Annotated in this window: 21 protein-coding genes and 2 pseudogenes; 8 read left to right on the top strand and 15 right to left on the bottom strand. The window is 70.5% G+C overall.

Translation table 11 applies throughout. The features are described from left to right. Positions 1-49: 49 nt before the first annotated feature. Positions 50-367, bottom strand: a complete 318-nt coding sequence (locus DIZ27_RS07895; RefSeq protein WP_109377573.1) for a transcriptional regulator — start codon at positions 365-367, stop codon at positions 50-52. Further along, positions 364-828 carry a hypothetical protein gene (locus DIZ27_RS07890; RefSeq protein WP_109377572.1) on the bottom strand — a complete coding sequence of 155 codons (465 nt, stop codon included), beginning with the start codon at positions 826-828 and terminating at the stop codon, positions 364-366. The genes DIZ27_RS07895 and DIZ27_RS07890 overlap by 4 nt, the downstream gene beginning before the upstream one ends. A 506-nt stretch (positions 829-1,334) precedes the next feature. Here DIZ27_RS07890 and DIZ27_RS07885 point away from each other — a divergent pair. Both DIZ27_RS07885 and DIZ27_RS07880 read left to right on the top strand, forming a co-directional pair. Then, a complete protein-coding gene (locus DIZ27_RS07885) occupies positions 1,335-1,736 on the top strand; it encodes a GNAT family N-acetyltransferase (RefSeq protein ID WP_109377571.1) in 402 nt (133 codons plus the stop codon). Between the two features lie 173 nt (positions 1,737-1,909). Beyond that, positions 1,910-2,395 carry a nucleoside deaminase gene (locus DIZ27_RS07880; RefSeq protein ID WP_109377570.1) on the top strand — a complete coding sequence of 162 codons (486 nt, stop codon included), beginning with the start codon at positions 1,910-1,912 and terminating at the stop codon, positions 2,393-2,395. Positions 2,396-2,467: 72 nt separating this feature from the next. Here DIZ27_RS07880 and ccsB read toward each other — a convergent pair whose 3' ends face one another. The 7 genes from ccsB to hemL all read right to left on the bottom strand — a co-directional run bounded on the left by ccsB (position 2,468) and on the right by hemL (position 10,397). Next, positions 2,468-3,628 carry a c-type cytochrome biogenesis protein CcsB gene (ccsB, locus tag DIZ27_RS07875; protein ID WP_109377569.1) on the bottom strand — a complete coding sequence of 387 codons (1,161 nt, stop codon included), beginning with the start codon at positions 3,626-3,628 and terminating at the stop codon, positions 2,468-2,470. Next, complete coding sequence (locus tag DIZ27_RS07870) at positions 3,625-5,406, bottom strand: cytochrome c biogenesis protein ResB (protein WP_109377568.1); 1,782 nt, start codon at positions 5,404-5,406, stop codon at positions 3,625-3,627. Before DIZ27_RS07870 ends, ccsB begins: the two co-directional genes overlap by 4 nt. Positions 5,407-5,411: 5 nt before the next feature. Continuing rightward, positions 5,412-6,206 carry a cytochrome c biogenesis CcdA family protein gene (locus DIZ27_RS07865; RefSeq protein ID WP_109377567.1) on the bottom strand — a complete coding sequence of 265 codons (795 nt, stop codon included), beginning with the start codon at positions 6,204-6,206 and terminating at the stop codon, positions 5,412-5,414. Between the two features lies 1 nt (position 6,207). Continuing rightward, positions 6,208-6,837 carry a TlpA disulfide reductase family protein gene (locus tag DIZ27_RS07860; RefSeq protein WP_109377566.1) on the bottom strand — a complete coding sequence of 210 codons (630 nt, stop codon included), beginning with the start codon at positions 6,835-6,837 and terminating at the stop codon, positions 6,208-6,210. Between the two features lie 88 nt (positions 6,838-6,925). Beyond that, entirely contained in the window at positions 6,926-8,242 is a 1,317-nt protein-coding gene (locus DIZ27_RS07855) for a hypothetical protein (RefSeq protein ID WP_181383436.1), read from the bottom strand. Between the two features lie 152 nt (positions 8,243-8,394). Continuing rightward, positions 8,395-9,042: a histidine phosphatase family protein gene (locus DIZ27_RS07850; RefSeq protein ID WP_109377655.1), complete on the bottom strand. Its 648-nt coding sequence runs from the start codon at positions 9,040-9,042 to the stop codon at positions 8,395-8,397. Positions 9,043-9,080: 38 nt separating this feature from the next. Then, the gene (gene hemL, locus DIZ27_RS07845) at positions 9,081-10,397 is read right to left on the bottom strand and encodes a glutamate-1-semialdehyde 2,1-aminomutase (RefSeq protein WP_109377654.1); all 1,317 of its coding nucleotides are present in this window, start codon (positions 10,395-10,397) and stop codon (positions 9,081-9,083) included. Between the two features lie 493 nt (positions 10,398-10,890). Here hemL and DIZ27_RS07835 point away from each other — a divergent pair, with 493 nt between their 5' ends. Next, positions 10,891-11,505, top strand: a complete 615-nt coding sequence (locus DIZ27_RS07835) for a hypothetical protein (protein ID WP_109377564.1) — start codon at positions 10,891-10,893, stop codon at positions 11,503-11,505. Positions 11,506-11,572: 67 nt separating this feature from the next. Here DIZ27_RS07835 and DIZ27_RS07830 read toward each other — a convergent pair whose 3' ends face one another. Beyond that, positions 11,573-12,913 (bottom strand): tyrosine-type recombinase/integrase, encoded by a 1,341-nt coding sequence (locus DIZ27_RS07830; RefSeq protein ID WP_109377563.1) that lies wholly within the window; start codon positions 12,911-12,913, stop codon positions 11,573-11,575. 1 nt (position 12,914) lies between these two features. Then, positions 12,915-13,235: a helix-turn-helix domain-containing protein gene (locus tag DIZ27_RS07825; RefSeq protein ID WP_258308291.1), complete on the bottom strand. Its 321-nt coding sequence runs from the start codon at positions 13,233-13,235 to the stop codon at positions 12,915-12,917. Positions 13,236-13,622: 387 nt separating this feature from the next. Between DIZ27_RS07825 and DIZ27_RS07820 the strand changes: the two genes are divergently transcribed. The 4 genes from DIZ27_RS07820 to DIZ27_RS07805 all read left to right on the top strand — a co-directional run bounded on the left by DIZ27_RS07820 (position 13,623) and on the right by DIZ27_RS07805 (position 18,361). After that, a complete protein-coding gene (locus DIZ27_RS07820; protein ID WP_109377562.1) occupies positions 13,623-13,859 on the top strand; it encodes an AlpA family transcriptional regulator in 237 nt (78 codons plus the stop codon). A gap of 689 nt (positions 13,860-14,548) precedes the next feature. Then, positions 14,549-15,811: a DUF3631 domain-containing protein gene (locus DIZ27_RS07815; protein WP_109377561.1), complete on the top strand. Its 1,263-nt coding sequence runs from the start codon at positions 14,549-14,551 to the stop codon at positions 15,809-15,811. A gap of 319 nt (positions 15,812-16,130) precedes the next feature. Further along, the gene (mobC, locus tag DIZ27_RS07810) at positions 16,131-16,649 is read left to right on the top strand and encodes a plasmid mobilization relaxosome protein MobC (protein ID WP_109377560.1); all 519 of its coding nucleotides are present in this window, start codon (positions 16,131-16,133) and stop codon (positions 16,647-16,649) included. After that, entirely contained in the window at positions 16,646-18,361 is a 1,716-nt protein-coding gene (locus DIZ27_RS07805; protein WP_109377559.1) for a relaxase/mobilization nuclease domain-containing protein, read from the top strand. The genes mobC and DIZ27_RS07805 overlap by 4 nt, the downstream gene beginning before the upstream one ends. Here DIZ27_RS07805 and DIZ27_RS07800 read toward each other — a convergent pair. From DIZ27_RS07800 to DIZ27_RS07790, 4 genes and pseudogenes are all read right to left on the bottom strand, one after another. Next, positions 18,362-18,645, bottom strand: a pseudogene (locus tag DIZ27_RS07800) (hypothetical protein). A gap of 45 nt (positions 18,646-18,690) precedes the next feature. Next, on the bottom strand, positions 18,691-18,939 hold the full coding sequence (locus DIZ27_RS07795) for a DUF397 domain-containing protein (protein ID WP_109377558.1): 249 nt from the start codon (positions 18,937-18,939) through the stop codon (positions 18,691-18,693). Further along, positions 18,911-19,084, bottom strand: a pseudogene (locus DIZ27_RS46475) (Scr1 family TA system antitoxin-like transcriptional regulator); the annotation flags it as partial. The gene DIZ27_RS07795 and the pseudogene DIZ27_RS46475, both read right to left, overlap by 29 nt. A 103-nt stretch (positions 19,085-19,187) precedes the next feature. Then, on the bottom strand, positions 19,188-20,969 hold the full coding sequence (locus tag DIZ27_RS07790; RefSeq protein WP_109377557.1) for a CdaR family transcriptional regulator: 1,782 nt from the start codon (positions 20,967-20,969) through the stop codon (positions 19,188-19,190). A 222-nt stretch (positions 20,970-21,191) separates the two neighbouring features. Here DIZ27_RS07790 and DIZ27_RS07785 point away from each other — a divergent pair, with 222 nt between their 5' ends. Next, a complete protein-coding gene (locus DIZ27_RS07785) occupies positions 21,192-21,674 on the top strand; it encodes a general stress protein (RefSeq protein ID WP_109377556.1) in 483 nt (160 codons plus the stop codon). Positions 21,675-21,688: the final 14 nt, after the last annotated feature.

Genomic DNA, 21,688 nt, shown 5'->3' with positions numbered 1-21,688 from the left:
GGCAGGACAGCCGACCGGGGCCAGTTCCGACGAGCGGGCGGAGACGGCTTCACGCCGGAGGGCTTTCGGACGGGGGCGCGGCGCCGGCGACGATCGCCCGCAGTGCCGCGATGTGACCGTCGAAGGCATCCCGGCCGGCGCCGGTGAGCCGGGCGCGTACCTTCCGGCGGCTGCCGCTGAGGCGGCGTTCCGTGGCGACATACCCGGCTTCTTCGAGCGTCGTGAGCTGCTTGGACAGCGCCGAGTCGGACAGTCCCAACCGGTCCTTGAGGAAGGCGAACTCGGCCCAGTCGGCCGCTGCCAGTGTCGCCACCAGGGACAGGCGGGTGCTGGGATGGATCAGCTCGTCGAAACGCGCTTTCGTCATGCCCGCACCCAACCACGCAGAACGCGCAGGATCTCCGGCCCACCGAACCCGACGACGACCGCGACCAGCACCGCCGCCCAGACGCCGGCGTGGTCGGCGCCGTCGGCGTCGAGCGCGAGCGCCGCAAGGACGGTGACCCCGATGAGCCCGAGCAGCATGCCGACCACGACCAGCGGGGTGCGGCGGCCGGCGACCGCCGCGCTCACCCGCAGCCGATCCGTGCGCCGGCGTCCGTCGAGCAGACGTGACGCGAGCACCGCGTGGCCCATGCCGAAGCCCACGGTCGCGGTCCCGGCCAGCCACGGTGGTGCCACGCTGCTGAGCACGCCCAACAGGAGCCAGCCGACCGCCATCGCCCACCAGTAGCCGCGGGGCAGGCCGACTTCCTCGGCCACCTGGCGCCGGGCACGGTCAGCTGCGTCGAGGGCGGTGCGGGCCTGCTCCGGAGCGATGTCGTCCACGGTGACACCTCACTTTCCTAGCGGGAAAGTGAGAGTCCCACTTTCCTGTCAGGAAAGTCAAGAGTCGAGGAGGCGACGTCATTTCCCGGGTTCTGCTCACCTTCTGTGGGGCTGTCACGCCGGGTGATCCGGATGGTCTCCCTCCGGGTGGTGCAAGAGGTCTGAAGGCGGCGTCGCGGGTCGGGGCCGGTCGCGCTGCCCGGCGGGGCGCGGCGGTCTCGACATGGGCGATGCCCGGACACCCGCCCACGCCCCGGGGAGGACACACCGCCCGAAAACCGTGAGCACTTCGGCCACCACTGTCCTGACGCCGCTCGTTTGAGCGCTCACGTGACACATACCCGCCGACTGCTCACGGTTTTCCGCACGGCATCCGCCTCCGGCCCCGCAGCCCCGGGACCGCGGGGGATCCCCCACACCACATGGCGGGACATGACCCATCGGTGCCCCTGGGCGGTTGGGGAAACCGACGTGGCAGGCGGTGCCTGCTGAGGAGGACTCGCGTCGTGCGCGAGCGTGCAGACGCCTCCTCCGGCCCGGTGCTGCGGAGAGGGAGGGCCGAGGACGCCCGGGCGGTGATGACCGCGTTCGCGGATCCGCTCATGCGTGGCCGGCCCCGTGAACCGGTTGATTCCGTCCAGGCTGCCGAGCGGTGGACAACGGCCCGTGGCAGAGGCACAGCTTCTCGTGCCTGCCGTGCTGTGGCCCGTTGGGCTTTCGAGGACGCGGAACTCTTCCGGCTGGAGCTGGGGCACCGGGTGAACGATCCCGCCTCGTGCAAAGTGGCTCGCGCCGTCGGCTTCGTGGTGGAAGGGCGGCAACGACAGAAGCTCGAATACGACGGTGTCCGCTACGACGTGGAACTCCATGCCCGCCTGGCGACGGATACGGAGCCCGTGTCGTGGTGAGGCCGGTTCGGGGTGAGTCGGCGTTCTCCTCGCCGTTCGGGTGACGCATCGTGCAGGTCAGCGCCGCATCAGGCAGCGTTCGCCCCGTGAGGCGTGGGGCGGCGCCGACGGGGACGCCGTTCCATCGCCGGAGCCGCCCGTGGAACCGCGCGGGTTCGCGGGAGACTGGCCGCATGGAGTCGATCGATCAGGAAACGGCCCGTGCCTGGCTCGCCACCGCCCTCGCGGAGGCCCGCGCGGGGCTCGCCGAGGGTGGTGTCCCCGTCGGCGCCGCGCTGTACGGCGCCGACGGGACCCTGCTCGGCCGGGGCCGCAACCGCCGTGTGCAGGACGGTGATCCGTCCGTGCACGCGGAGACGGCCGCCTTCCGGGCGGCGGGACGGCAGCGCTCGTACCGCGGTACGACGATGGTGACGACCCTGTCGCCCTGCTGGTACTGCTCCGGGCTGGTCCGGCAGTTCGGCATCTCCCGGGTGCTGATCGGCGAGGCGGTCACCTTCCACGGCGGTCACGACTGGCTGGCCGAGCACGGCGTGGAGATCGTGCTGCTGGACGATCCGGAGTGCGCCGCGATGATGCGGGACTTCGTCGAACGGCATCCGCGGCTTTGGCACGAGGACATCGGAGACGTCAGAGACATCGGAGACGTCGGGAAGTGACGACGGCCGGTTGCCGCGGCCCGGGGATCGGGCCACGGCAACCGGCCGTCGCGGGCGGTGCGCCGGGGGCGCTCAGAAGCCGACGGAGGCCAGGACGCCCAGGCCGACGTCGGCGTAGGAGTGCTTGCCGGAGACGAAGATGTTCACGCCGTAGTAGTTGAACAGCCAGCAGGCGAAGGCGGCCAGTGCCAGGTAGGCGGCCTTGCGGCCCTTCCAGCCCGCGGTGGCGCGGGCGTGCAGGTAGCCGGCGTAGGCGACCCAGGTGATGAAGGACCAGGTCTCCTTGGGGTCCCAGCCCCAGTAGCGGCCCCAGGCGTCGCCGGCCCAGATGGCGCCCGCGATGATCGTGAACGTCCACAGCGGGAAGACGGCCGCGTTGACGCGGTAGGCGAACTTGTCGAGCGAGGCGGAGGCGGGCAGCCGCTCCATGACGGAGGTGGCGAAGGCGCCGGGCTTGCCGCCGCGCGCGAGCTTGCCCTCGTAGGAGTCCTTGAACAGGTACAGGATCGTGCCGACCGCGCCGACGTAGAAGACCGCGCCGCACAGGATCGCGGTGGAGACGTGGATGTACATCCAGTACGAGTCGAGCGCGGGAACCAACTGGTCGCTCTCGGTGTACAGGACGGTGACGGCGAGACCGAGGTCGAGGAGCACGGTCGTGGTCAGGAACAGCCCGAGCCAGCGCACGTTCTTCTTCAGCGCCAGCAGCAGGAGGTACACGCCGACGGCGGTGGTGGTGAAGGTGATGTTGAACTCGTACATGTTGCCCCAGGGCGCCCGCTGCACGGACAGCGCCCGGGTGAGCACACCACCGAACTCGATCACGAAGGCGAGCACCGTGAAGGAGACGGCGATCCGCCCGAAGAGGTCGCCCTGCTCGTCCCCGCCGTGCGCCCCGGGTCCGTCGGGCACGTCACGGGTGCCGGCCCCGGCCCGTACGACGACCTTCGGCCGCTCCAGTACGGCGGTGCCGCCCGCCTTGTCGACGGTGACGGCCGGGGCCTTCCCGGCCGCCTTCCCGGCCGCCCCCGCCCGGGGGGTGAGCGCGGCGGCGGTGCGGGCGACCTTGCTGCGGCTGCCGAAGATCCATTCGGCGATGTACGCCAGGAAGGCCAGGGTGTAGACCGCCATCGCGGAGTAGATCAGCACGTTGCTGATCTCCGCGAGGTTCTCGTTGTTCGCGGCGGCCAGGCTCGTGGCGGTGGCCAGCTCGGTTGCGGCGGCGAGAGTCAAGGCTTCTCAGCCCCTTCGGCAGATGCGGCTTGGGGGTCGGGGGAATCGGCGGATGCTGCGGGGGCGGCGTCGTCGGCGGAGGCGTCATCGGCGTCGGGGGCCCCGGGAGCCTGGTCGTAGAGGATTCCGGCCAGGTCGCCGAGTTCCTCGGGCACCTTGGCGGACTCGCTGCGGCCGAGCCCGGCCATCTCGACGACGGTGACGCCGTCGGGGCCCTCGACCGCGCGCACCCACACGCGGCGCCGCTGGACGAACAGGGAGCAGGCGAGGCCGCCGATCGCGAAGAGGGAACCGGCGAGGGCCCAGCCGCCGCCCGGCTCCTGGACGACCTGGAAGCCGGCCCACTCCCTGATCTCCTTCTCGAAGGTGACCGAGCCGGCACCGTCCGGGAGGGTCATGGTCTCGCCGGGCATCAGCAGCTTCTTGAACAGCTCGCCCTCGGAGTCCTTGAACTCCTTCATCTTGGTCTTGTCCATCTGGTAGACGCTCTGCGGAATGCCGGCGTCGGCCTTCAGGTCGCCGTGGTAGGCGGAGAGTGCGAGCACCGGGTAGTCCAGTGCCGGGAACTGGGAGAGCATCGTGCCGGTGGCCGAGCCGCCGAAGGTGGGCACGAAGAAGGCGTTGAAGCCGAGCTGTTCCTTCTCGCCCTCGGGGTTGCGGTAGCCGTCGAGGACCTTGACCACGCCGGAGGAGGTGACGTTGGCGTCGAGCGGCAGCAGCGGCACGGCGTCCTTGAAGACGACCTCGCCCTCGCCGTCGCGGACGGTGACGACGGGCGCGTAGCCGTGGCTGACGAGGTAGACCTTGGCGTCGCCGACCTTCAGCGGCTTGTTCACCTCGACCTTGGTCGTCTTCTCCTCGCCGTAGGCGCCCTCGCTGTAGATCAGCTCGGTCTCGTACGTGCGCGGGGTGCCCTTGTTGGGGCCGGCGGGCTCGTACGTGCCGGTGAAGGACTTCACGGTGAAGCTGAACGGCTCCAGGTCGGCGACGTCGAAGAGGTTTCCGGACTTGAAGTCGTCGTACTGCGTGAGCGTGTTGGCGAAGCCCTGCCCCTCGACGATCAGCTTGTTGCCCTCGTACTTGAACAGCTGGCCCCAGGCGAAGGCGATCAGCATCACGATCAGGGCGATGTGGAAGGTGAGGTTGCCGACCTCCCGCAGATAGCCCTTCTCGGCGGCGACGGCGTCACCGGCGAGGTGGGCGCGGAAGCGGCGCTTCTTCAGCAGGGCGAGGGCCGCCTCCCGTACCTGCTCGGGGTCGGCCTCGGTGCGCCAGGTGGTGTAGGCGGGCAGCCGGGTCAGCCGTCGGGGGGCGCCCGGCGGACGGCCGCGCAGCTGGCCGACGAACTGCCAGGTGCGGGGGACGATGCAGCCGATGAGGGAGACGAACAGCAGGATGTAGATCGCCGAGAACCACACCGAGCTGTAGACGTTGAACAGGCCGAGCTGGTCGTAGATCGGTGCGAGGACGTCGTGCTGCTCGCGGAAGTCGTCGACCCGGGTCTTGTCGATGCCGGTCTGCGGGATGAGCGAGCCGGGGATCGCGGCGAGCGACAGCAGGAGCAGCAGCAGCAGCGCGACCCGCATGGACGTGAGCTGCCGCCAGAACCAGCGGGCCCAGCCGATGACGCCCAGGGCGGGCAGGTTCGGCGGCTCCTCCGTGGGCGTGGTGGACAGCTGGGAACCGGCGGCGCCCAGCTCCTGGTCGCCGGTGCCGGCCGCGGCCTCTTCGGGCCCCGCCGGGGTTTCTTCGGACCCGGTTGTGGAAGTCGTGCTCATCGCCGTCAGATCCCTACAGTGAAGCCGTTGGACCAGGTCTGCATCTGCGTCACGAGGTCGTCCCACACGCCGGTGAGCAGCAGCACTCCGGTCACGATCATCATCGTGCCGCCGATCCGCATGACCCAGACGTAGTGCCGCTTGACCCAGCCGAAGGCGCCGAGCGCCTTGCGGAAGGCGACGGCCGCGAGGACGAAGGGCAGACCCAGCCCCAGACAGTACGCGACGGTCAGGACGGCCCCGCGTCCGGCGCTCTCCTGTTGCGCGGAGAGCGTCAGTACGGAGGCGAGGGTGGGGCCGATGCAGGGGGTCCAGCCGATGCCGAACAGGGCGCCGAGGACGGGCGCGCCGGCCAGGCCGGCCGCCGGCCGCTTGTGGAAGCGGAACTCGCGCTGGGTGAGCCAGGGCATCATCCCCATGAAGAAGACGCCCATGAGGATCATGAGGACGCCGAGCACCTTGGTCAGGATGCCGGACTGTTCCTGCAGCGTCTGGCCGAAGTAGCCGAAGAAGGCGCCGCCGGAGACGAAGACGACGGTGAAGCCGAGGACGAACAGCGAGGCGCCGGTGACCATCCGGCCGCGCCGGGCCTCGGCCAGATCGGTGCCGGACACGCCGGTGACGTAGGAGAGGTAGCCGGGGACCAGCGGCAGCACGCAGGGCGAGAAGAAGGAGACGAGCCCGCCGAGCAGGGCGATGGGCAGCGCCGCCAGCAGGGCGCCGTTGAGCACCGTGCCGTTGTAGGCCGGGTCGGCGGCGAGGGAGGCGGTGCCGGCGGCGAGCGTGGTGAGGGTGGTCACGTCACTTCTCCGCGAGGACCGGCTTGAGCATCTTCAGCAGCCGTTCCTCGCTGAGCGCGGTCAGCGAGCGGGACGCGATCTTCCCGTCACGGTCCAGGATCAGGGTGGAGGGGATCGCCTGCGGGTTGAGGGTGCCCTTCTCGAAGCGGAGCATCAGCTTGCCCGTGGGGTCGTACAGGCTCGGGTAGGTGATGCCGAAGTCCTTCTCGAAGGCGAGCGCCGCCCCGGCGCTGCCGTCGCGGGTGTTGATGCCGACGAACTGCACGCCCTGGTCGGCGTAGTCCTCGGACACCTTGGCGAAGTGCTTGGCCTCCGCGCGGCACGGGTTGCACCAGGAGCCCCAGACGTTGAGGACGACGACCTTGCCCTGGAAGTCGGCGACGTCGAGCGGCTCGCCCTCGAGCGTCTCACCGGACAGGTCGGGCGCGGCGGTGCGCTCGCCCTTGGCGACGGTGGAGATGCCGTCGGTGCCGGTGACGAAGTTGGTGTTGCCGCCTCCGCCCGAGGTTCCGCCGGAACCGCACGCGGAGACCAGCAGGGCGGCCACGGCGGTGCCGACGGTCAGGACGGCACGGCGGCGGACGCGGGCGGCGCGATTCGAGCGCTGGGGGGCACGGCTGGCGGCACTCATGTGAAAAGTTTCGCATGCCCGTTCTGGGGATCTTGCCCGCCCCCCTTGCGGACGGAAACCCGCATATCGGTGCGGCTCGGATGCCCCGTCAGGCGCCGCTCGGCTCTCCCGTCCCGGCGCCGGTCGGCTCTCCGGTCCCGGCGGTGCTGCCGGTGTCCTTGAGGAAGCCCTGCCAGCCACCGGCCGGTTCCTGCCCGACGTCCAGGGTGCGCAGCCGCTCCAGCACCTCGGGCCGCTGGGCGTCCAGCCAGTCGGTGAACTGCCGGAAGGAGACGATGCGCACGTCGCCGCCCTTCTCCTTCGCCCGCGCGATGTGCTTGAGGGCCTCCTCCACCGCGTCCATGTAGATGCCGCCGTTCCACTGCTCGAAGTGGTTGCCGACGAAGAGGGGTGCCCGGTTCGTCCCGTATGCCCGCTCGAAGCCGGATATGTACGCCTGGGTCGCCTGCTTGCGCCAGCCCGGGTGGTGGTGGGCGGGCGCGTTGGTGGAGTTGACGGACTGGTTGGCGAGGATGTTGTAGTCCATCGACAGGACCTCGAAGGAGCGTCCGGGAAAAGGTATCTGCTGCAGCGGGAGGTCCCACATGCCGTCCCGCTTCGACGGCCAGACCTGACGGCCGCCGGGCGAGGAGGCGTCGTAGCGCCAGCCGAGCTCGCGGGCGGTGGTCAGCAGGTTGTCCTGGCCGAGCAGACAGGGCGTACGGCCGCCGACGAGTTCCTTGTCGTAGTCGAACGGCAGCGACGGCAGGTCGGTCCAGCCGGAGTTGGTCCGCCACTCCTTCACGAACGACTTCGCCTGGTCTATCTCGCTGCGCCACTGCTGCGGCGTCCAGTTGCCGACGCTGCCGGAGCCGGCGCAGAAGTGGCCGTTGAAGTGGGTGCCGATCTCATGGCCCTCGAGCCAGGCGCGGCGGACGTTCTTCAGCGTGTCCTTGATGTGGTCGTCGGTGAGGTAGCCGATGTCGGAGGCGCCGCGCGGGTTGTTCGGCGGGTCGTACAGCCGCTTCTTCGACTCGGGCAGCAGGTACAGCCCGGAGAGGAAGAACGTCATGTGCGCCTCGTGCTCCTTGGCGAGGTCCAGGAAGCGCGGGAAGAGCCCGTTGCCGACCTCGCCGGCCCCGTCCCAGGAGAAGACGACGAACTGCGGCGGGGTCTGACCCGGCTCCAGCGGCACCGGCCTCGCGGGCTGGTGGGGCTGCTTGCCGGTGAAGGCGGTGGAGCCGTCGCCGATCGGCCGGGCGGTCCTCGTCGGCTTCGGCGTGCCCGTACGGCCGCCGTCGCCGGAACCGCCGCTCCCGTCGGAACCGCCTGAACCGTCGGCACGGCTCGTGCCGCTCGGGCCGGTGGCGCCACCGCAGCCGGCCAGCGACACCGCTGCGGCGGCCCCCGCGCCGAGCCCGAGCATTCCCCTGCGGGTGAGAGTGCGCATGGCATCCCCGTTCGTCACGTCCTCTGGTGGTCACTCTTCAGAGGACGTGACGCGAACGGGGGTTCCCGCGTAGTGCGGAGGTTTGGCAACGATCGTCACGGGGGTGCCATGCGGCCGCCGGACAGGCCCTAGGCCCCGAAGGCCTTCCCCTTCCCCTTCACCGGCTTGGCACCGGCGAGGAGATGGGCGGGGACGAGATCGCGGGCCGGCTCGCTGTAGCCGACGGAGACGATCCTGTCCCCCCGGTAGGTGAAGGTGGTCAGCGAGGCGAGCGTGCACTGCCGCTTGCGCGGGTCGTGCCACAGCCGCCGCTTCTCGACGTAGGACCGCACGATCCAGATCGGCAGCTGATGGCTGACCAGCACCGCCTCGTGACCGCGCGCCGCGTCCTTGGCCGCGTCCAGCGCGCCCATCATGCGGACGACCTGCTCGATGTACGGCTCGCCCCAGGACGGCTTGAACGGGTTGACGAGGTGCTTCCAGTTCTCGGGCCGGCGCAGCGCGCCGTCGCCGACGCCGAAGGTCTTGCCCTGGAAGACGTTCTCGGCCTCGATCAGCCGCTCGTCGGTGGCGATGTCCAGGCCGTGCGCCTTGGCGATCGGCTGGGCCGTCTCCTGCGCCCGCTCCAGCGGGGAGGCGCCGACATGGACGACGTCCCGGGAGTCGAGGTGCTCGCCGACCCGCTCGGCCATCCGCCGGCCCAGCTCGGAGAGCTGGTAGCCGGGGAGCCGGCCGTAGAGGACGCCGTCCGGGTTGGCGACCTCGCCGTGCCGCATCAGGTGGACGACGGTGAGGTCGTTCTTGCTCCCGGTGCTCACGCCGTCGCCTCCGCCGCCGCTCGGGCCGCCGCCGGGAGGGCGTCGGCGATCCGCTGGATGGCCCGGTCGTCGTGCGCGGTGGACACGAACCAGGCCTCGAAGGACGAGGGCGGCAGGTGGACGCCGTTCGCGAGGAGGGAGTGGAAGAAGGCGGTGTAGCGGAAGGACTCCTGCGCCTTGGCGTCCTCGTAGGTGCGCACCGGCCGGTCGGTGAAGAACACGGAGAACATGTTGGAGGCGTTCTGCAGCGTGTGCGCCACGCCCTCCTTGGTCAGCGCCTCGGTGACGAGGGACTGGATCCGCGCGGAGACGGCGTCGACCTTGGCGTAGGCGGCGTCGTCGAGCAGCCGGAGCTGGGCGAGCCCGGCGGCGGTGGCGACGGGGTTGCCGGAGAGGGTGCCGGCCTGGTAGACGGGCCCGGCAGGGGCGAGGTGCGCCATGACGTCGGCCCGCCCGCCGAAGGCCGCGGCCGGGAAGCCGCCGCCCATCACCTTGCCGAAGGTCATCAGGTCGGGCCGCACGCCGTCGACGCCGTACCACCCGGCGCGGCTGGTGCGGAACCCGGTCATCACCTCGTCGGAGATGTACAGTGCGCCGTTCGAGGCGCAGGCGTCCTTGAGCCCCTGGTTGAACCCGGGCAGCGGCGGTACGACGCCCATGTTGCCCGGGGACGCCTCGGTGATCACACAGGCGATCTCGCCGGGGTGCGCGGCGAAGGCGGCGTGCACGGCGTCGAGGTCGTTGTACGGCAGGACGATCGTGTCGCCGGCCTGGGCCCCCGTGACACCGGGGGTGTCCGGCAGCGCGAACGTGGCCAGACCCGACCCCGCCGCGGCCAGCAGTGCGTCGACGTGGCCGTGGTAGCACCCGGCGAACTTGATCACCTTGGCGCGCTGCGTGAAGCCGCGGGCGAGCCGGATCGCCGACATGGTGGCCTCGGTGCCGCTGGACACCAGCCGGACCTGCTCCAGCGGCTCGACCCGGGCGACCATCTCCTCGGCGAGCGCGACCTCGCCCTCACCGGGTGTGCCGAAGGAGGTCCCGCGCGTGACGGCCTCCTGCACGGCGGCGACCACCTCGGGGTGCGCGTGCCCGAGGATCATCGGCCCCCAGGAGCAGACCAGGTCGACGTACTCCCGCCCGTCGGCGTCGGTCAGGTACGGGCCGGTGCCGGACACCATGAACCGGGGCGTGCCGCCGACGGCACGGAAGGCACGCACCGGCGAATTCACGCCACCGGGGGTGACGGCCGCGGCACGGTCGAACAGCGCCTGCGAGGCTTGGGCTTCGTATGGGTATGGCAGTTCGCTCATGACCTGCGACTTCTCCGACCTCTCCGACATCTCGGACTCGGGGTGCGAGTGACCTGTTCAGGGTAGGCCAGGCGGGGGCGGGGGGCCGGAGGCCGGGGGCGGGACGGGTCCGGGCGGGCCCGGGGACGGCTGGGGCGACCACCGGTCGAGTGGCCGACCGGGCCCGCCCGGACCCGTCGGCTGAGTCATCCGCCCTGCCCGTTCGTACAACCATTTCGTACGCCTGTTTCGTACGGTCGCCCCACACGGCCGGCCACGGGCTCGGGTATCCAGCCACCTGCGGGGACATCCGGTCCCGGATCGCCCGTGATCTGCGAAACTGGCGTCCGAGTAGACACAGCTCACCCGGCCCGGAGCGGCCGGACGCTGGGAAGGTCCCGCGGGCAGATGCAACACCGCACGTTTCGGCGGGCGGCCGTGGGGGAGGTCACTGACACGATGATCGGGTTGCGTGGCGGCGCCACGCGGCCTAGAAAAGCAGTCGGGTGGAGATATGCATCGCGGTGGCGGACTGGGCGAGGGGACTGACGACCTCGGTCCTCGACGTTCCAGGCGGGGAAGGCACCGGCGCGAGGCGGAAGAGGTGGACAAGGCCCGTCGGGCACACGGCGCTCCGGGCGAGGCCGAGTCGATCGACCCGTCGAGCGCGGGGAGCAGGAATGGTGGTCGAGTGGGGGTGACCTACAAGTATTTCGGCGCGCCGGACGGCGCCACCGCCGCCCGCGTCCCGATCTCGATGCGCCCCGAGGAACTCGGCGGCGACGAGCTCGGCATGGGCGGCATGTTCACCAAGATCAAGCCGGAGACGATGGCCGCCATGGTCCTCACCGGCATCGAAGGCGTCCCCCTGCACAAGGTGCCGCCCCTGGAACTGGTCGTCCTGCACCCCGACTACGCGGTCGTGAAACTCCCCATGACGGTCGTCGACCCGCTCCGCGGCATAGGCGAGGAGGCGGTGGGCGCGGCCGCCTTCATCTGGTCCACGGTCCCCGACCGCGGCGGCCCCAACGACGCCTTCAACGTCTACCGGCTGCTGCACGAGTGGCAGGACTTCTCGCACCGGCTGCACGAGGCGGGGCATCAGGCGTACTGCCTGGTCTGGCCCTGACCTGGGGTTTTACTGGTAGTGGGCGGGGTCTTCGGGCCTCGCCCTTTTCAGTGCCGGAGAGGGGTCGTCAGGCGGCCAGGGCACATTGAGGGCACATGGGTTTTGCTGGGGGTTCTGATGTGCCCTGGGCGGCGGGCGGAGCGCCGTCGTCCTCGGCTTCGGCTTCTTCGGCTTCGGTGAAGGCGTCGTCGATCGCCTTGCGGGTGCGGGTCTCGCTGGACGGCAGCAGGTGCGTGTACGTCCGCAGCGTGAAGCCGGGGTCCGAATGGCCGAGGTATTCGGAGAGCGCCTTGATGCTCTCCCCGGCGTCCAGGAGCACGGAGGCGTAGGCGTGCCGGAGGGCGTGCATGCCGTCGTCCGGCGCCGCCTGGAGGTACCTCGCCCCGCGCTCGCGGGGAGGGATCACGCCGGCGGCAGCCAGGGCGAGCTTCCAGGCGCCCATGTTGAAGACGCTGCGGTTGTAGGCCCGGTGCTTCTCGTCGACGAAGAGCAGGCGGAAGGTCTTGGGCTCACCGTCGGGCTTGGCCCAGGGCAGCGTGACCTCGACCGGCGGAAACTCCTTCATGTGGGTCTTGAGGACAGCGGCCAGCTGAGCCGGCAGAGGGACTGACCGGATCTTGTTGCCCTTCGGCAGGGCGAAGACGGGCTTGGTGCCCACCAGCCGTACCTGACGGTTGACGTGGATCCAGCCGCCCTTGAAGTCGATGTCCTCGACGGCGAAGCCGAACACCTCGCCCTGGCGTAGACCGCAGCCGAAGGCGAGCTTGCCACCGGCCTGGAAGCGCTTCGGGAGCCCGGCGATAACGGCGCGTACGCGCTCCATCGGCCAGGGAATGATCTTCTTCTTGGTCGCCGTAGGCAGCTTCACCGACTTCGCCTTGCAGGGGTTCTTCGGCAGCAACCCGTCCTCCACGGCCATGCCGAGGATGCTGGAGAGGATGTCGAAGATGCCCTCGATCGTCGACACCTCGAAGCCGCCGTCCTGAAGCGTGCGGACCCAGCCCTGAATGACCGAGGGCTTGTTCAGGGACCGCAGCTCGCGCCGGCCGAGGTGGGCGACGATGTGGTTGCGGACGGTGGCCTCGTAGCGGAGGGCCGTGGTCGGGCCCACCGAGTTCGCGTCGAGCCACTTCCGGGCGTAGGCGCCGAGCGTCTGCTTCGTCTCGGCGGGAACGACGTAACTGCCGCTCCGGATCTCGACATCGACCTCGGCCGCCCGCTTGTCGGCTTCGGCCCTCGTGTGGAAGTTCTCCTTGCGCTGGTGGCCGTCCAGGTCGCGATACCGGACCTGCCAGCGCTTGCCGATCCCATGATCCGATGTCGGCACCATTCGCCGGGTGCGGCTCTTGTGCTCGCCGCACTGGGTCTCGTCCGGCTTGGGGTGGGACTTGTGCCAGCGGTCGTACACGTCAGCCAAGAAGGGCCTCCTGAGCTCGGCCGCGGGCATCTGCGCCGACGTGGCGAGGATGGGCGTCGGGGCAGGCCCCAAGTGGCAACAGAGCCGTCGGAGGAACACCGAGGGTCGCAGCGATCACGACAAGGTCGTCGATGTCGCAGCGACGATGGGCGCGTTCGGTACGGCTGAGTGCGGTGTTGGTCATCGGGCGTCCCATCGCGGTGCAACGGGCGGCCAGCTGATGCTGGGTGAGGCCGAGCGCCAGTCGTATGTGTTCGATGGCGCGGGCGGCGTGAAGGCCGGCGGGGCCTATTTCAAGAGGTCGAGTTGCCATGACAGGTAGCTGTAACTTGCAGCCGGAACCTTTGGCAATAGTTGGTTCACGAACTCTACAGAAGTCTCCGCCCGCCGGGTCGCGAATTGGTCCGGAGATTACCCGACGCAAGACGCCCGAAAGCCTCACTGCGATTTTGGTGCGATGCGGAAAGCGAGCGCAGTGTAGCTTGCAGCAGCATCCGGTGAGGGGCCACCACCTGCGGTTACAAGCCGCCCATCGCATCGGCACTAACTTTTTGGTTGACCGGCGATTCGCCCTTACGGTTATGACTCCCCGGCCGCCCAATGGGAACTGATGGAGAGTTCTAGAACCAACTCTGGACTTCTTCGCCCGGGGTGTGGCTGCGTTGCCCACGCTGTTGTCCGAAACCGAAAAGGGAGCCCTATGCCGAGCCTTTCCCCCCGTCCTGCCCACACCGCCGCCGACGCCTCCCGACGCGGCCCCCTGGCCACCCCGGCGGAAGTCGCCGCCTACCTCGGGGTGCCGGTGAAGACGCTCTACCAGTGGAAGTACCGGGGCATCGGCCCCAACGTGCACAAGGTCGGCCGCCACCTGCGCTACCGCTGGCACGAGGTCGACGCCTGGCTCGACCGGCAGACCGCCTACGACCTCACGGCATGACTCACGGGGGAACAGAGCGACCCCCGGCGTGCTAACGCCGAGGGCCGGAGATTCCCCTGCGCATCGCCCATCCCTGAACGAACGAGCCGGTGAGGGGCGGGACCCAGTCCGTCCTGCCCCTCACCAGGAAGGAACGCCTATGGAGGACGCTACGTCCTCGGACGCGGCGAGTGCGTCCGCCGGCGCGGAGGCCGGGCCCAAGGTCGTCTGGCCGCCCGTAACAGTCCCCGGGCAGGGGACGGTCCCGCGCAACGGGGGCCGGGCCGGGTCACGGTCCCCACACCAGGGGACCGGGGACGGTCCCCTCATCGAGTCCGAAGACAGTCCCCACAGCGGGGGCCGTCCCCTGGGACCGGAAACCGAGGACCGGTCCCCTCGTGCGGGGACCGGGGACCGACCGCACCATGGTGTTGCTCCGTGGCCGCCGGAGGGTGCGGCCCCGTCCCACGACCGGGCACGGGCCAGGGACCGGATATCCGTCGGTATAGGAGAGATGCAGGCCGGCGGCGTGGGGACCGGACCGCAGGCTGGGAACCATGCCAGTCCGGGCGGACCGGTCCCGTCCCCGGAGCGGGACCAAGAGCCCGGTCCCGGCCACCTGGTCCCCGACGTGGGGACCGGTCCCCAGGATGCGGGCATCGCCCGGGGGGGCCGCGGGGACCGGGACCGGGCAGGCGAAGGACGGGACCGTGGTCCCGGACGACGGTTCGAGGGCCGGGGACCATGTAAGCGCCGGCGGCGGGGCGGCGGACGGTGCCGTGCTGCTGGACGAGGTCCGGGCGACAATCGGCCGGTACGTGGTGCTGCCGAGCGAGGAGGCGCTGACCGCGGTCACGCTGTGGGTGGCGGCCTCCCACATCCAGCCCGCCCTGCAGCACGCGCCGCGTCTGGCGGTGGTCGGCCCGACGAAGGGGTGCGGCAAGTCCCGCGTCCTGGACGTGCTCTACGAGACGGTGCACCAGCCGATGATGACGGTGAACACCTCCCCCGCGGTGGTCTTCCGCGTCATCGGCAAGAACCCGCCGACGCTGCTGGTGGACGAGGCCGACACCATCTTCGGCCCCAAGGCCGGCGAGAAGGAGGACCTGCGCGGTCTGCTGAACGCCGGGCACCAGCGCAACCGGCCCGCCTGGCGGATCTCCGGGCCGGAGCACAAGCCGACGGCGTTCCCCACCTTCGCCATGGCCGCGCTGGCCGGGATCGGCGACCTGCCGGACACGATCATGGACCGGGCGGTCGTGCTCCGCATGCAGAAGCGCAAGCCCGGCGAGCGGATCACCCCGTTCCGCTCGCGGTACTCGGTGCCCGAACTGAACGCACTGCGCGACCGGCTGACCGCGTGGCTGACCCCGCTGCGTGGCACGGCTGCCGGTCTGGTGCCGGCGATGCCGGTCGAGGACCGGGCCGCGGACACCTGGGAGCCGCTGGTCATCGTCGCCGACCTGGCCGGCGGCCACTGGCCCACCAGCGCCCGTACCGCCTGCCTGGCGATGACCCGGCACGAGGCCGTCCAGGACGAGCAGACGACCCTGAAGACGCGACTGCTGCGCGACATCCGCCGCATCTTCGAACAGGAGGGCAACAAAGAGGCCCTGCGCTCGCAGGACCTGCTCGCCGCGCTGCTGACGGACGCCGAGTCCCCATGGCCGGACTACGGCTCCAAGGGGCTGAACGCCTACCACTTGTCGGCGCTACTCAGGGACTTCGGCATCCGTCCGGCCAACTACCGCTTCGAGCAGGGCCGTCAGGCCAAGGCGTACGCCCGCAACCAGTTCCTCGACGCCTGGGCCCGCTACTGCCCCGACCCCACCACCGCTCCCGCGCAGCCGGCCCACGCAGGTGGGCACGAGTCCGCGCCCGCACGTCCGGCCCCGGGCAAACCGCCCGCCCCTCCGGCCGGGTCGCTGCCCGTCGGCCTGCCCGGCACCACCGGCCCCAAGCACGCCCGCTGACCCGCCTCCCTCTGGGACCGTCTCAGTCCGTCCCATCCGTCCCCGCGCAGGTCAGCGCGGGGACGGACTTCCTCGCCGCGACGGATCGATCTGTACCTGCGTGCCGGTCCGTACCTGTCCTGACCAGCCACGGGACGGATGCGACGGACGTGACGAAGCCCTGCCCACACACCACTGGAGCACGACTGTGCACGATGACCCCGCAGACGACGCCCCCTTCCGCCCCCGCGGGGAGCTCCTCGGGCCCGCCCACCGAGCAGCAGCAAGGTATGCCGCTGGACCGTCCAAGGGCCGGCCCAACGGGAGTCCCGCCCCAGGGATGGCGGAGATCCTCGGGCGCCAGGGGGCGCCCGAGGATGAACAGCACGCCAAGGCCGCGACCGTCGTCCTGCCGCGCGCCGCCGAAGCCGCCGCCCTGCACCGCATCGCCCGCCGCCGCAAGCGCAAAGACACCCAGCGCAAGGAGCGTGTCGACGTGCGCTACAGCGTCGAAGAGAAGACCGCCATCCTCGCCAGGGCCCGGTCGCTGAACATCGCCGGCGCTCACTACGTGGGCGCCGTCGTCATGGCGCATGTCCACGGCGACCTCGCCCTTCCCGGTCAGCGCACCCCGCTGGACGACTACATAGACGAGTTGACCGCCCTGCGCGAGCAGGTCGCCAAGATCGGCAACAACGCCAATCAGATCGCCCGGAAGCTCAACTCCGGCGGCCATCCACAGCCTGGGGATACCACCGCCCTGGCCCAGACGGAGCGCACCCTGGGCGCGGTCCGGGCTGCCATCAGCGAGATCGCGGCAGCCGCGAACCAGGCCGTCGCCAAGAAGGCCGCCCGGTGATCGCCAAGATCAGCAGCGGCAAGGACACCGCCGGCCTGATCCGCTACCTCTTCGACACCAAGAAGGCCAAGGACCACACCGGCCCGCACCTGGTCGCCTCCTGGGACGGCTTCGCCCCCGACCCCGGCCGCACCGACGACTTCACCGCCACAAGGAAGCTCCTCGTGGCCGACCTCGACCTCCGCGTCAAGCAAGCCCGCCGACTCGGCCGAGCACCCGAGCGGCACGTCTGGCACTGCTCCCTCCGCGCCGCCACAACCGATCGCCACCTCAGCGACGAGGAGTGGGCCGACATAGCCCGCCGCGTCGTGGCCGCCACCGGCATCGCGCCACAAGACGACCCGGACGGCTGCCGCTGGGTCGCCGTCCGCCACGCCCCCGACCACATCCACATCGCCGCCACCAAGGTCCGCGGCGACCTACGCCCCGCACGCCACTGGAACGACTACCTCACCGCCGACCGCGAACTCGCCACCATCGAGAAGGAGTACGGCCTCTTCCAAGTCGTCCGCGGAGACCGCACCGCCGCCAAGCGCCCCACCCGCGCCGAACAGGAAAAGGCACGCCGCCAAGGCCGGGACAAGCCGGCACGCGAACGCCTGCGCACCATCGTCCGCACCGCCGTGGCCGCCACCACCAGCACCGAGGAGTTCATCCGCCTGCTCAACCTCACCGACGGCGTGCTGGTCGAAGTCGTGTACTTCCCCTCCGGCGACATACGCGGCTACAAGGTCGCCAGCGAAGACAACACCACCGCCGGCAAGGAACCCGTCTGGTACTCCGGCTCCGAACTCGCACCGGACCTGTCCTTCCCCAAGATCCGAGCACGCCTGGAGGCCACCGACCCGCAGCCCACCAGCCAGCCGGACAGGCGCAGGCCCAACCCCTGGCACCAGGCCACCGCCGCCACCGAACGCATCCCCCAGCACCTCACTGGAAACGACGACCGAGCCTCCCAGGCCCACCTCGCCGCCTTCGGCGAAGCCCTCGACGCCCTGCCCCTCCTCGCCCCCGCACCCATCCGCGCCCAGCTCCGCGCAGCAGCCTCCGCGTTCGAGCGCGCCACCCGCTCCCGCATCCAGGCCGAACACCACCACGCCCACGCCCTGCGCGGCGCCGTACGGGCGATGCTTCGCGAGCCCGTCTCCAGAGACGGAGCCGTCCTGGCGATGTTCCTCGATGCCGCGATCCTCGTCGCCATCGCGGCCGCCCGCTGGCACCAGCTCCGCCACCACGACCAGCAGGTCACCGCCGCTCAGCAGACCCTGCTCCACCTGCAAGCCGCCTACGACCAGGCAGCAGCCGCGCCCCTGGCCGCCCTCGTCCAGCGCCGACCGCCCCAACAGACTGTGGACCGGCACATCCGCCACATCCGTCGGGCCGTGCCCGAGCACGCGGAGCAGGTCCTCGCAGACCCCGCTGTCGACGCCCTCACCGCCGCACTCGCCGAAGCGGAAACACTCGGCCACACCCCGGAGCGACTCCTCAGGCAGGCCGCCGACCAACGTGCCCTGGACGACGCCGGCTCCCTCGCAAGGACCTTGGCCTGGCGTATACAGCGCTTCAATGCACGGCCAGCGCCCAGCGCACGCGCCCGCGCAGCACAGGCCCGCAGCGCAGCACGGTCCGAAGGGGCACCACAGGCCAGCACGCCGACCGTCGAAGCAGCCGCGGTCTCGCCCCCGCCACCGCCGCAAGCACGCTGGCGCTGATCACGACCCTACGGACAGCCTGGGGGCAAGCAGCTCCAGCACTTCCTCCCAGCGGTACCGGTCGGCCCCGCCGCCGGCCTTCGGCCGGTGAGGCTCGTAGGAGCCGATCAGGAGGCCCATGGCGGGCGCCTCGTGCAAGATGCCCAGCGCGAAGTTACCGAACCGACGTCCCAGTGCCGCTCCTGTGCCGCGGTGATCAGCAGGCCGACGTCGGCTGCGACCCCGGCCGCGCAGGCCACGATCCGGAGGAACGGCTTGTCGTGCTGATCACTCGCGCGGGGCACTCCTACTTGGCGGCTGGCATGTGCACGTGCGGCTCGGGCAGGGTCTCAGCCGACGCGAGTCTCGCCGTCGGTGTAATGGCCCAGCAGATCACCCAGGGCGGAGCGGCTGAGGATCACAGGTGACAGGTCGAGGTCCTTGGAATCGCGTACCGCCGCGTATGCACCGAGGTCGGCGATCTCCACGCAGTCGTTGGCGCCTCCGCTGTAGGAGCTCTTGCGCCAGCGCGCCTTGTGAAGGTCCTCGGCACGGGGCGGCGGGGCGGGGTCATGCTCGTGGTTCGAGCTCCTCGGCAGTGCGGGTGAGGTGGGTATGGGTCTCGGCCGGGCTCAGGGCAGAAGCCCTGAGCTGGTCGAAGATGTCCGTGTAGTTCTGGATGTTGCTCTCGGACTCCAGGTACACGGAGTTGTTGGGGTTCTCCAGCCAGACCAGCGGGGCTGTGGGCTGGGGGAACTGGCGTCTCCTTGATCATCAGATCCGCCGTTGATCAGACACTCCCACCAACTGCCGCCGACGCTGTCCGCACAACAGTTCTATCGGGGCATCAGCCGGGTCCGCCCAGCACGATCTTCCATACTCGGGTCGCCACCTGGAGGTTGAGCCGGTCCTCGACGTTCGCGAGGTCGTTGCCGCTGATGTCGCGGATGCGCTGGAGTCGATAGCGCAGCGTGCTGCGGTGGATCGCGAGGGATTCGGCGGTCTCGTCGTAGTTGCCGCCGCAGTCGAAGTACCGGGTCAGGGTCTCCACCATGGTCGCGTGGTGCCGGGAGTCGTAGTCGATGAGCTGCCCGATCCACTCGTGGACGAACGTCTCCAGTTCCCGGTAATCGTTGCCAGGTCCCAGGATGCGGTAGAGGCCGAGCTCGTCGAAGAACGTCGTGCCGTAGCGCTCGCGGGAGTGGCGGCGCACTTCCAGGGCGCGCTGCGCCTCCTGGTAGCGGTGGGGGATGCCGTCCACGGAGTCGGAAGGGGCGCTCACCCCGATCGTCCCGGACCGTGTCCCGGTCTCCCGGGCGAGCGCCTCGTACAGCGCGCGGGCGTGCGGCCTGTCGTCGGCGACCAGGACCACGTGGTCGGAACGTCGGGTCAGCAGCGAGCGCATGCCCACGGCAGAGGCCGCCCGGCCCACGGTTTGCGGGAAGGAATCGTCCGCAGTCCGGTTCGACCACTGCACCACGACGATGTAGTGGCTGCGGTGCAGGTCGTGTCCGACTGCCTCGGACCGAGCGTAGGCGCTCGCCTCGTCCGTCCCTGCCAGGAGGTCGTCGACCAGTTCGCGGTGCAGCCTCAGCTCCACTTCGGCCAGATTACGCAGGTGCGCCAGCTCCAGGGCGAGCGACATGGCGGCGTGTTCCAGCGCGAGCACGGTGTGCTCGTCGGCCTCGTTCCGGGCATCGACCAGGGCCAACACGCCCAGGATCTCGCCGTGCGGGCGGACCAGGGCGATCAGCCGGTCCCTTATCCGCACCGGCCCGACCTCCTGGGCGACGGCGTGCAGCATTTCGTCCTGGCGCACGGGGTCCGGTTCCGGATAGGGGTCGGGGCGGCTGGGGCCGGTCCAGGACCTCAGCCGACCGAAGCGGTCCTCGACCAGCGCGGGGAGTCCAGTGAGCCCGTGCAGTGCGCGGGTGATGGCTTCCTCGCCGCCGCCCGAGGCAGCGATGTCGACCATGAGCGCGTGAACGGCCCGCAGGTACCCCAGCTCAGCCACGACGGAGATCAGCTGTCGCTGGAGGGCTGTCCGTTCCGCCCTCAGCCGGTGCAGCTCCAGCGCGTCCTCGCGTTGGCGGCGGTGTGCGAAGGCGACTGACAGAGCAGCAGCGGTGTGCCGGACGAGCGTGGCGAGCAGGGAGCGCTCGGCCTCGGTGGGCCGGGAGCGGGACGTCACCACGAGGTAGCCGTGGAGTCCCTCACGTCCGCGCAGCCCCAGGGCCCGGCCCCAGGGCCGGCCGGGTACGGTCACAGGGCCGTCTTGCCCGGCCAGCTCCCGCACCCTCCGGTCCACGGCCAAGTCATGGATCTGCCCGACCCTCGGGCTGGGGACCAGGTCGCCGTCCGCCCTGAGGTATCCGGCCTCGGCGCTGTATGGCCCTGCGGCGGCTATGTGGTCCATGGCCAGGCGCAGGATCTCGCCTTCGTCCCGGGTGTCGAACAGGGCGCGGGAGAGCGCCATCAGTTCGTGGAGGGCATGGTCGGCTGGGGTGGGAACGGGTGGGCGGGGCCCTCTCCGCGCAGCCGTGAGCTGCCACCCGGCGCTGCCCCGCGGAAGGCTGCTCTCCCGGTCGGAGCGGCGGCGGCACAGGTGGTGCGCCCGGCTGCCGGCCATGGGATCACTCCGTTCTCCCCGAGCCTTCAGGGGGCGAACGGTGTTCCGGGTACCCGCTCGCGGGTCGGCTCATCCGAGATGTCCGGATTCTTCCTCTCGTACTCGTGGGGCGACCGGACCCGTGCATTTCTGACTCGCCAGGCGCAGGCGTGGAGCCACTCGGCTGGCCACTCTGGGGAGTGTTCGGAACCCTCCGTGCGCACCGGCAGGAAGGACTGGGCGATGACCGAGCAGCATCGCAGGCCGGTTGCCTCGTACGAGACGTACGGGGAAGCCGAACGCGCCGTTGACCATCTCTCTGACCATGGGTTTCCCGTGGAGAGGGTGGCGATCATCGGCCAGGACGTGCGCCTGGTCGAGCAAGTGATCGGCCGGATGGACTACGGCAGGGCCGCCCTTCACGGAGCGGCGAGCGGTGCGCTCCCCGGTGTCCTGATCGGCTGGCTCTTCGGCCTTGTGAACTGGCTCGACCCCGTCGTCTCCGTCCTGCTCCTCGCCTTGTACGGGCTGATCTTCGGAGCGATCGTCGGCGCGCTGTTCGGCATGCTGCTGGACGCCCTGCAGGGCGGTCGCCGGGATTTCGCCTCGCTCCGCTCGATGCAGCCGAGCCGGTACGAGGTCGTCGTGGACGAGGCGGTCGCCGACGAGGCTGTACGGCTGATCGGCGCGCTGCAGACCACCGGCGGAGGTCCCACCCGTACCTGAACGAACGTGATCCG

It is taken from the genome of Streptomyces sp. NWU339 (assembly GCF_003143855.1).
GTDB lineage: Bacteria > Actinomycetota > Actinomycetes > Streptomycetales > Streptomycetaceae > Streptomyces.
The sequence above is the reverse complement of the archived record's forward strand: the minus strand, read 5'-3'. Positions and strand labels throughout refer to the sequence as shown.

What these genes read in the sequence shown, in the direction of transcription:
- mobC (WP_109377560.1), top strand. Translation starts at nt 16,131, where the DNA reads ATGGCGGAGATCCTCGGGCGCCAGGGGGCGCCCGAGGATGAACAGCAC.
- DIZ27_RS07870 (WP_109377568.1), bottom strand. Translation starts at nt 5,406, where the DNA reads ATGAGCACGACTTCCACAACCGGGTCCGAAGAAACCCCGGCGGGGCCC.
- DIZ27_RS07855 (WP_181383436.1), bottom strand. Translation starts at nt 8,242, where the DNA reads ATGCTCGGGCTCGGCGCGGGGGCCGCCGCAGCGGTGTCGCTGGCCGGC.
- DIZ27_RS07835 (WP_109377564.1), top strand. Translation starts at nt 10,891, where the DNA reads ATGCATCGCGGTGGCGGACTGGGCGAGGGGACTGACGACCTCGGTCCT.
- DIZ27_RS07825 (WP_258308291.1), bottom strand. Translation starts at nt 13,235, where the DNA reads ATGGCAACTCGACCTCTTGAAATAGGCCCCGCCGGCCTTCACGCCGCC.
- DIZ27_RS07880 (WP_109377570.1), top strand. Translation starts at nt 1,910, where the DNA reads ATGGAGTCGATCGATCAGGAAACGGCCCGTGCCTGGCTCGCCACCGCC.
- hemL (WP_109377654.1), bottom strand. Translation starts at nt 10,397, where the DNA reads ATGAGCGAACTGCCATACCCATACGAAGCCCAAGCCTCGCAGGCGCTG.
- DIZ27_RS07850 (WP_109377655.1), bottom strand. Translation starts at nt 9,042, where the DNA reads ATGCGGCACGGCGAGGTCGCCAACCCGGACGGCGTCCTCTACGGCCGG.
- DIZ27_RS07790 (WP_109377557.1), bottom strand. Translation starts at nt 20,969, where the DNA reads ATGGCCGGCAGCCGGGCGCACCACCTGTGCCGCCGCCGCTCCGACCGG.
- DIZ27_RS07860 (WP_109377566.1), bottom strand. Translation starts at nt 6,837, where the DNA reads ATGAGTGCCGCCAGCCGTGCCCCCCAGCGCTCGAATCGCGCCGCCCGC.
- DIZ27_RS07785 (WP_109377556.1), top strand. Translation starts at nt 21,192, where the DNA reads ATGACCGAGCAGCATCGCAGGCCGGTTGCCTCGTACGAGACGTACGGG.
- DIZ27_RS07820 (WP_109377562.1), top strand. Translation starts at nt 13,623, where the DNA reads ATGCCGAGCCTTTCCCCCCGTCCTGCCCACACCGCCGCCGACGCCTCC.
- DIZ27_RS07895 (WP_109377573.1), bottom strand. Translation starts at nt 367, where the DNA reads ATGACGAAAGCGCGTTTCGACGAGCTGATCCATCCCAGCACCCGCCTG.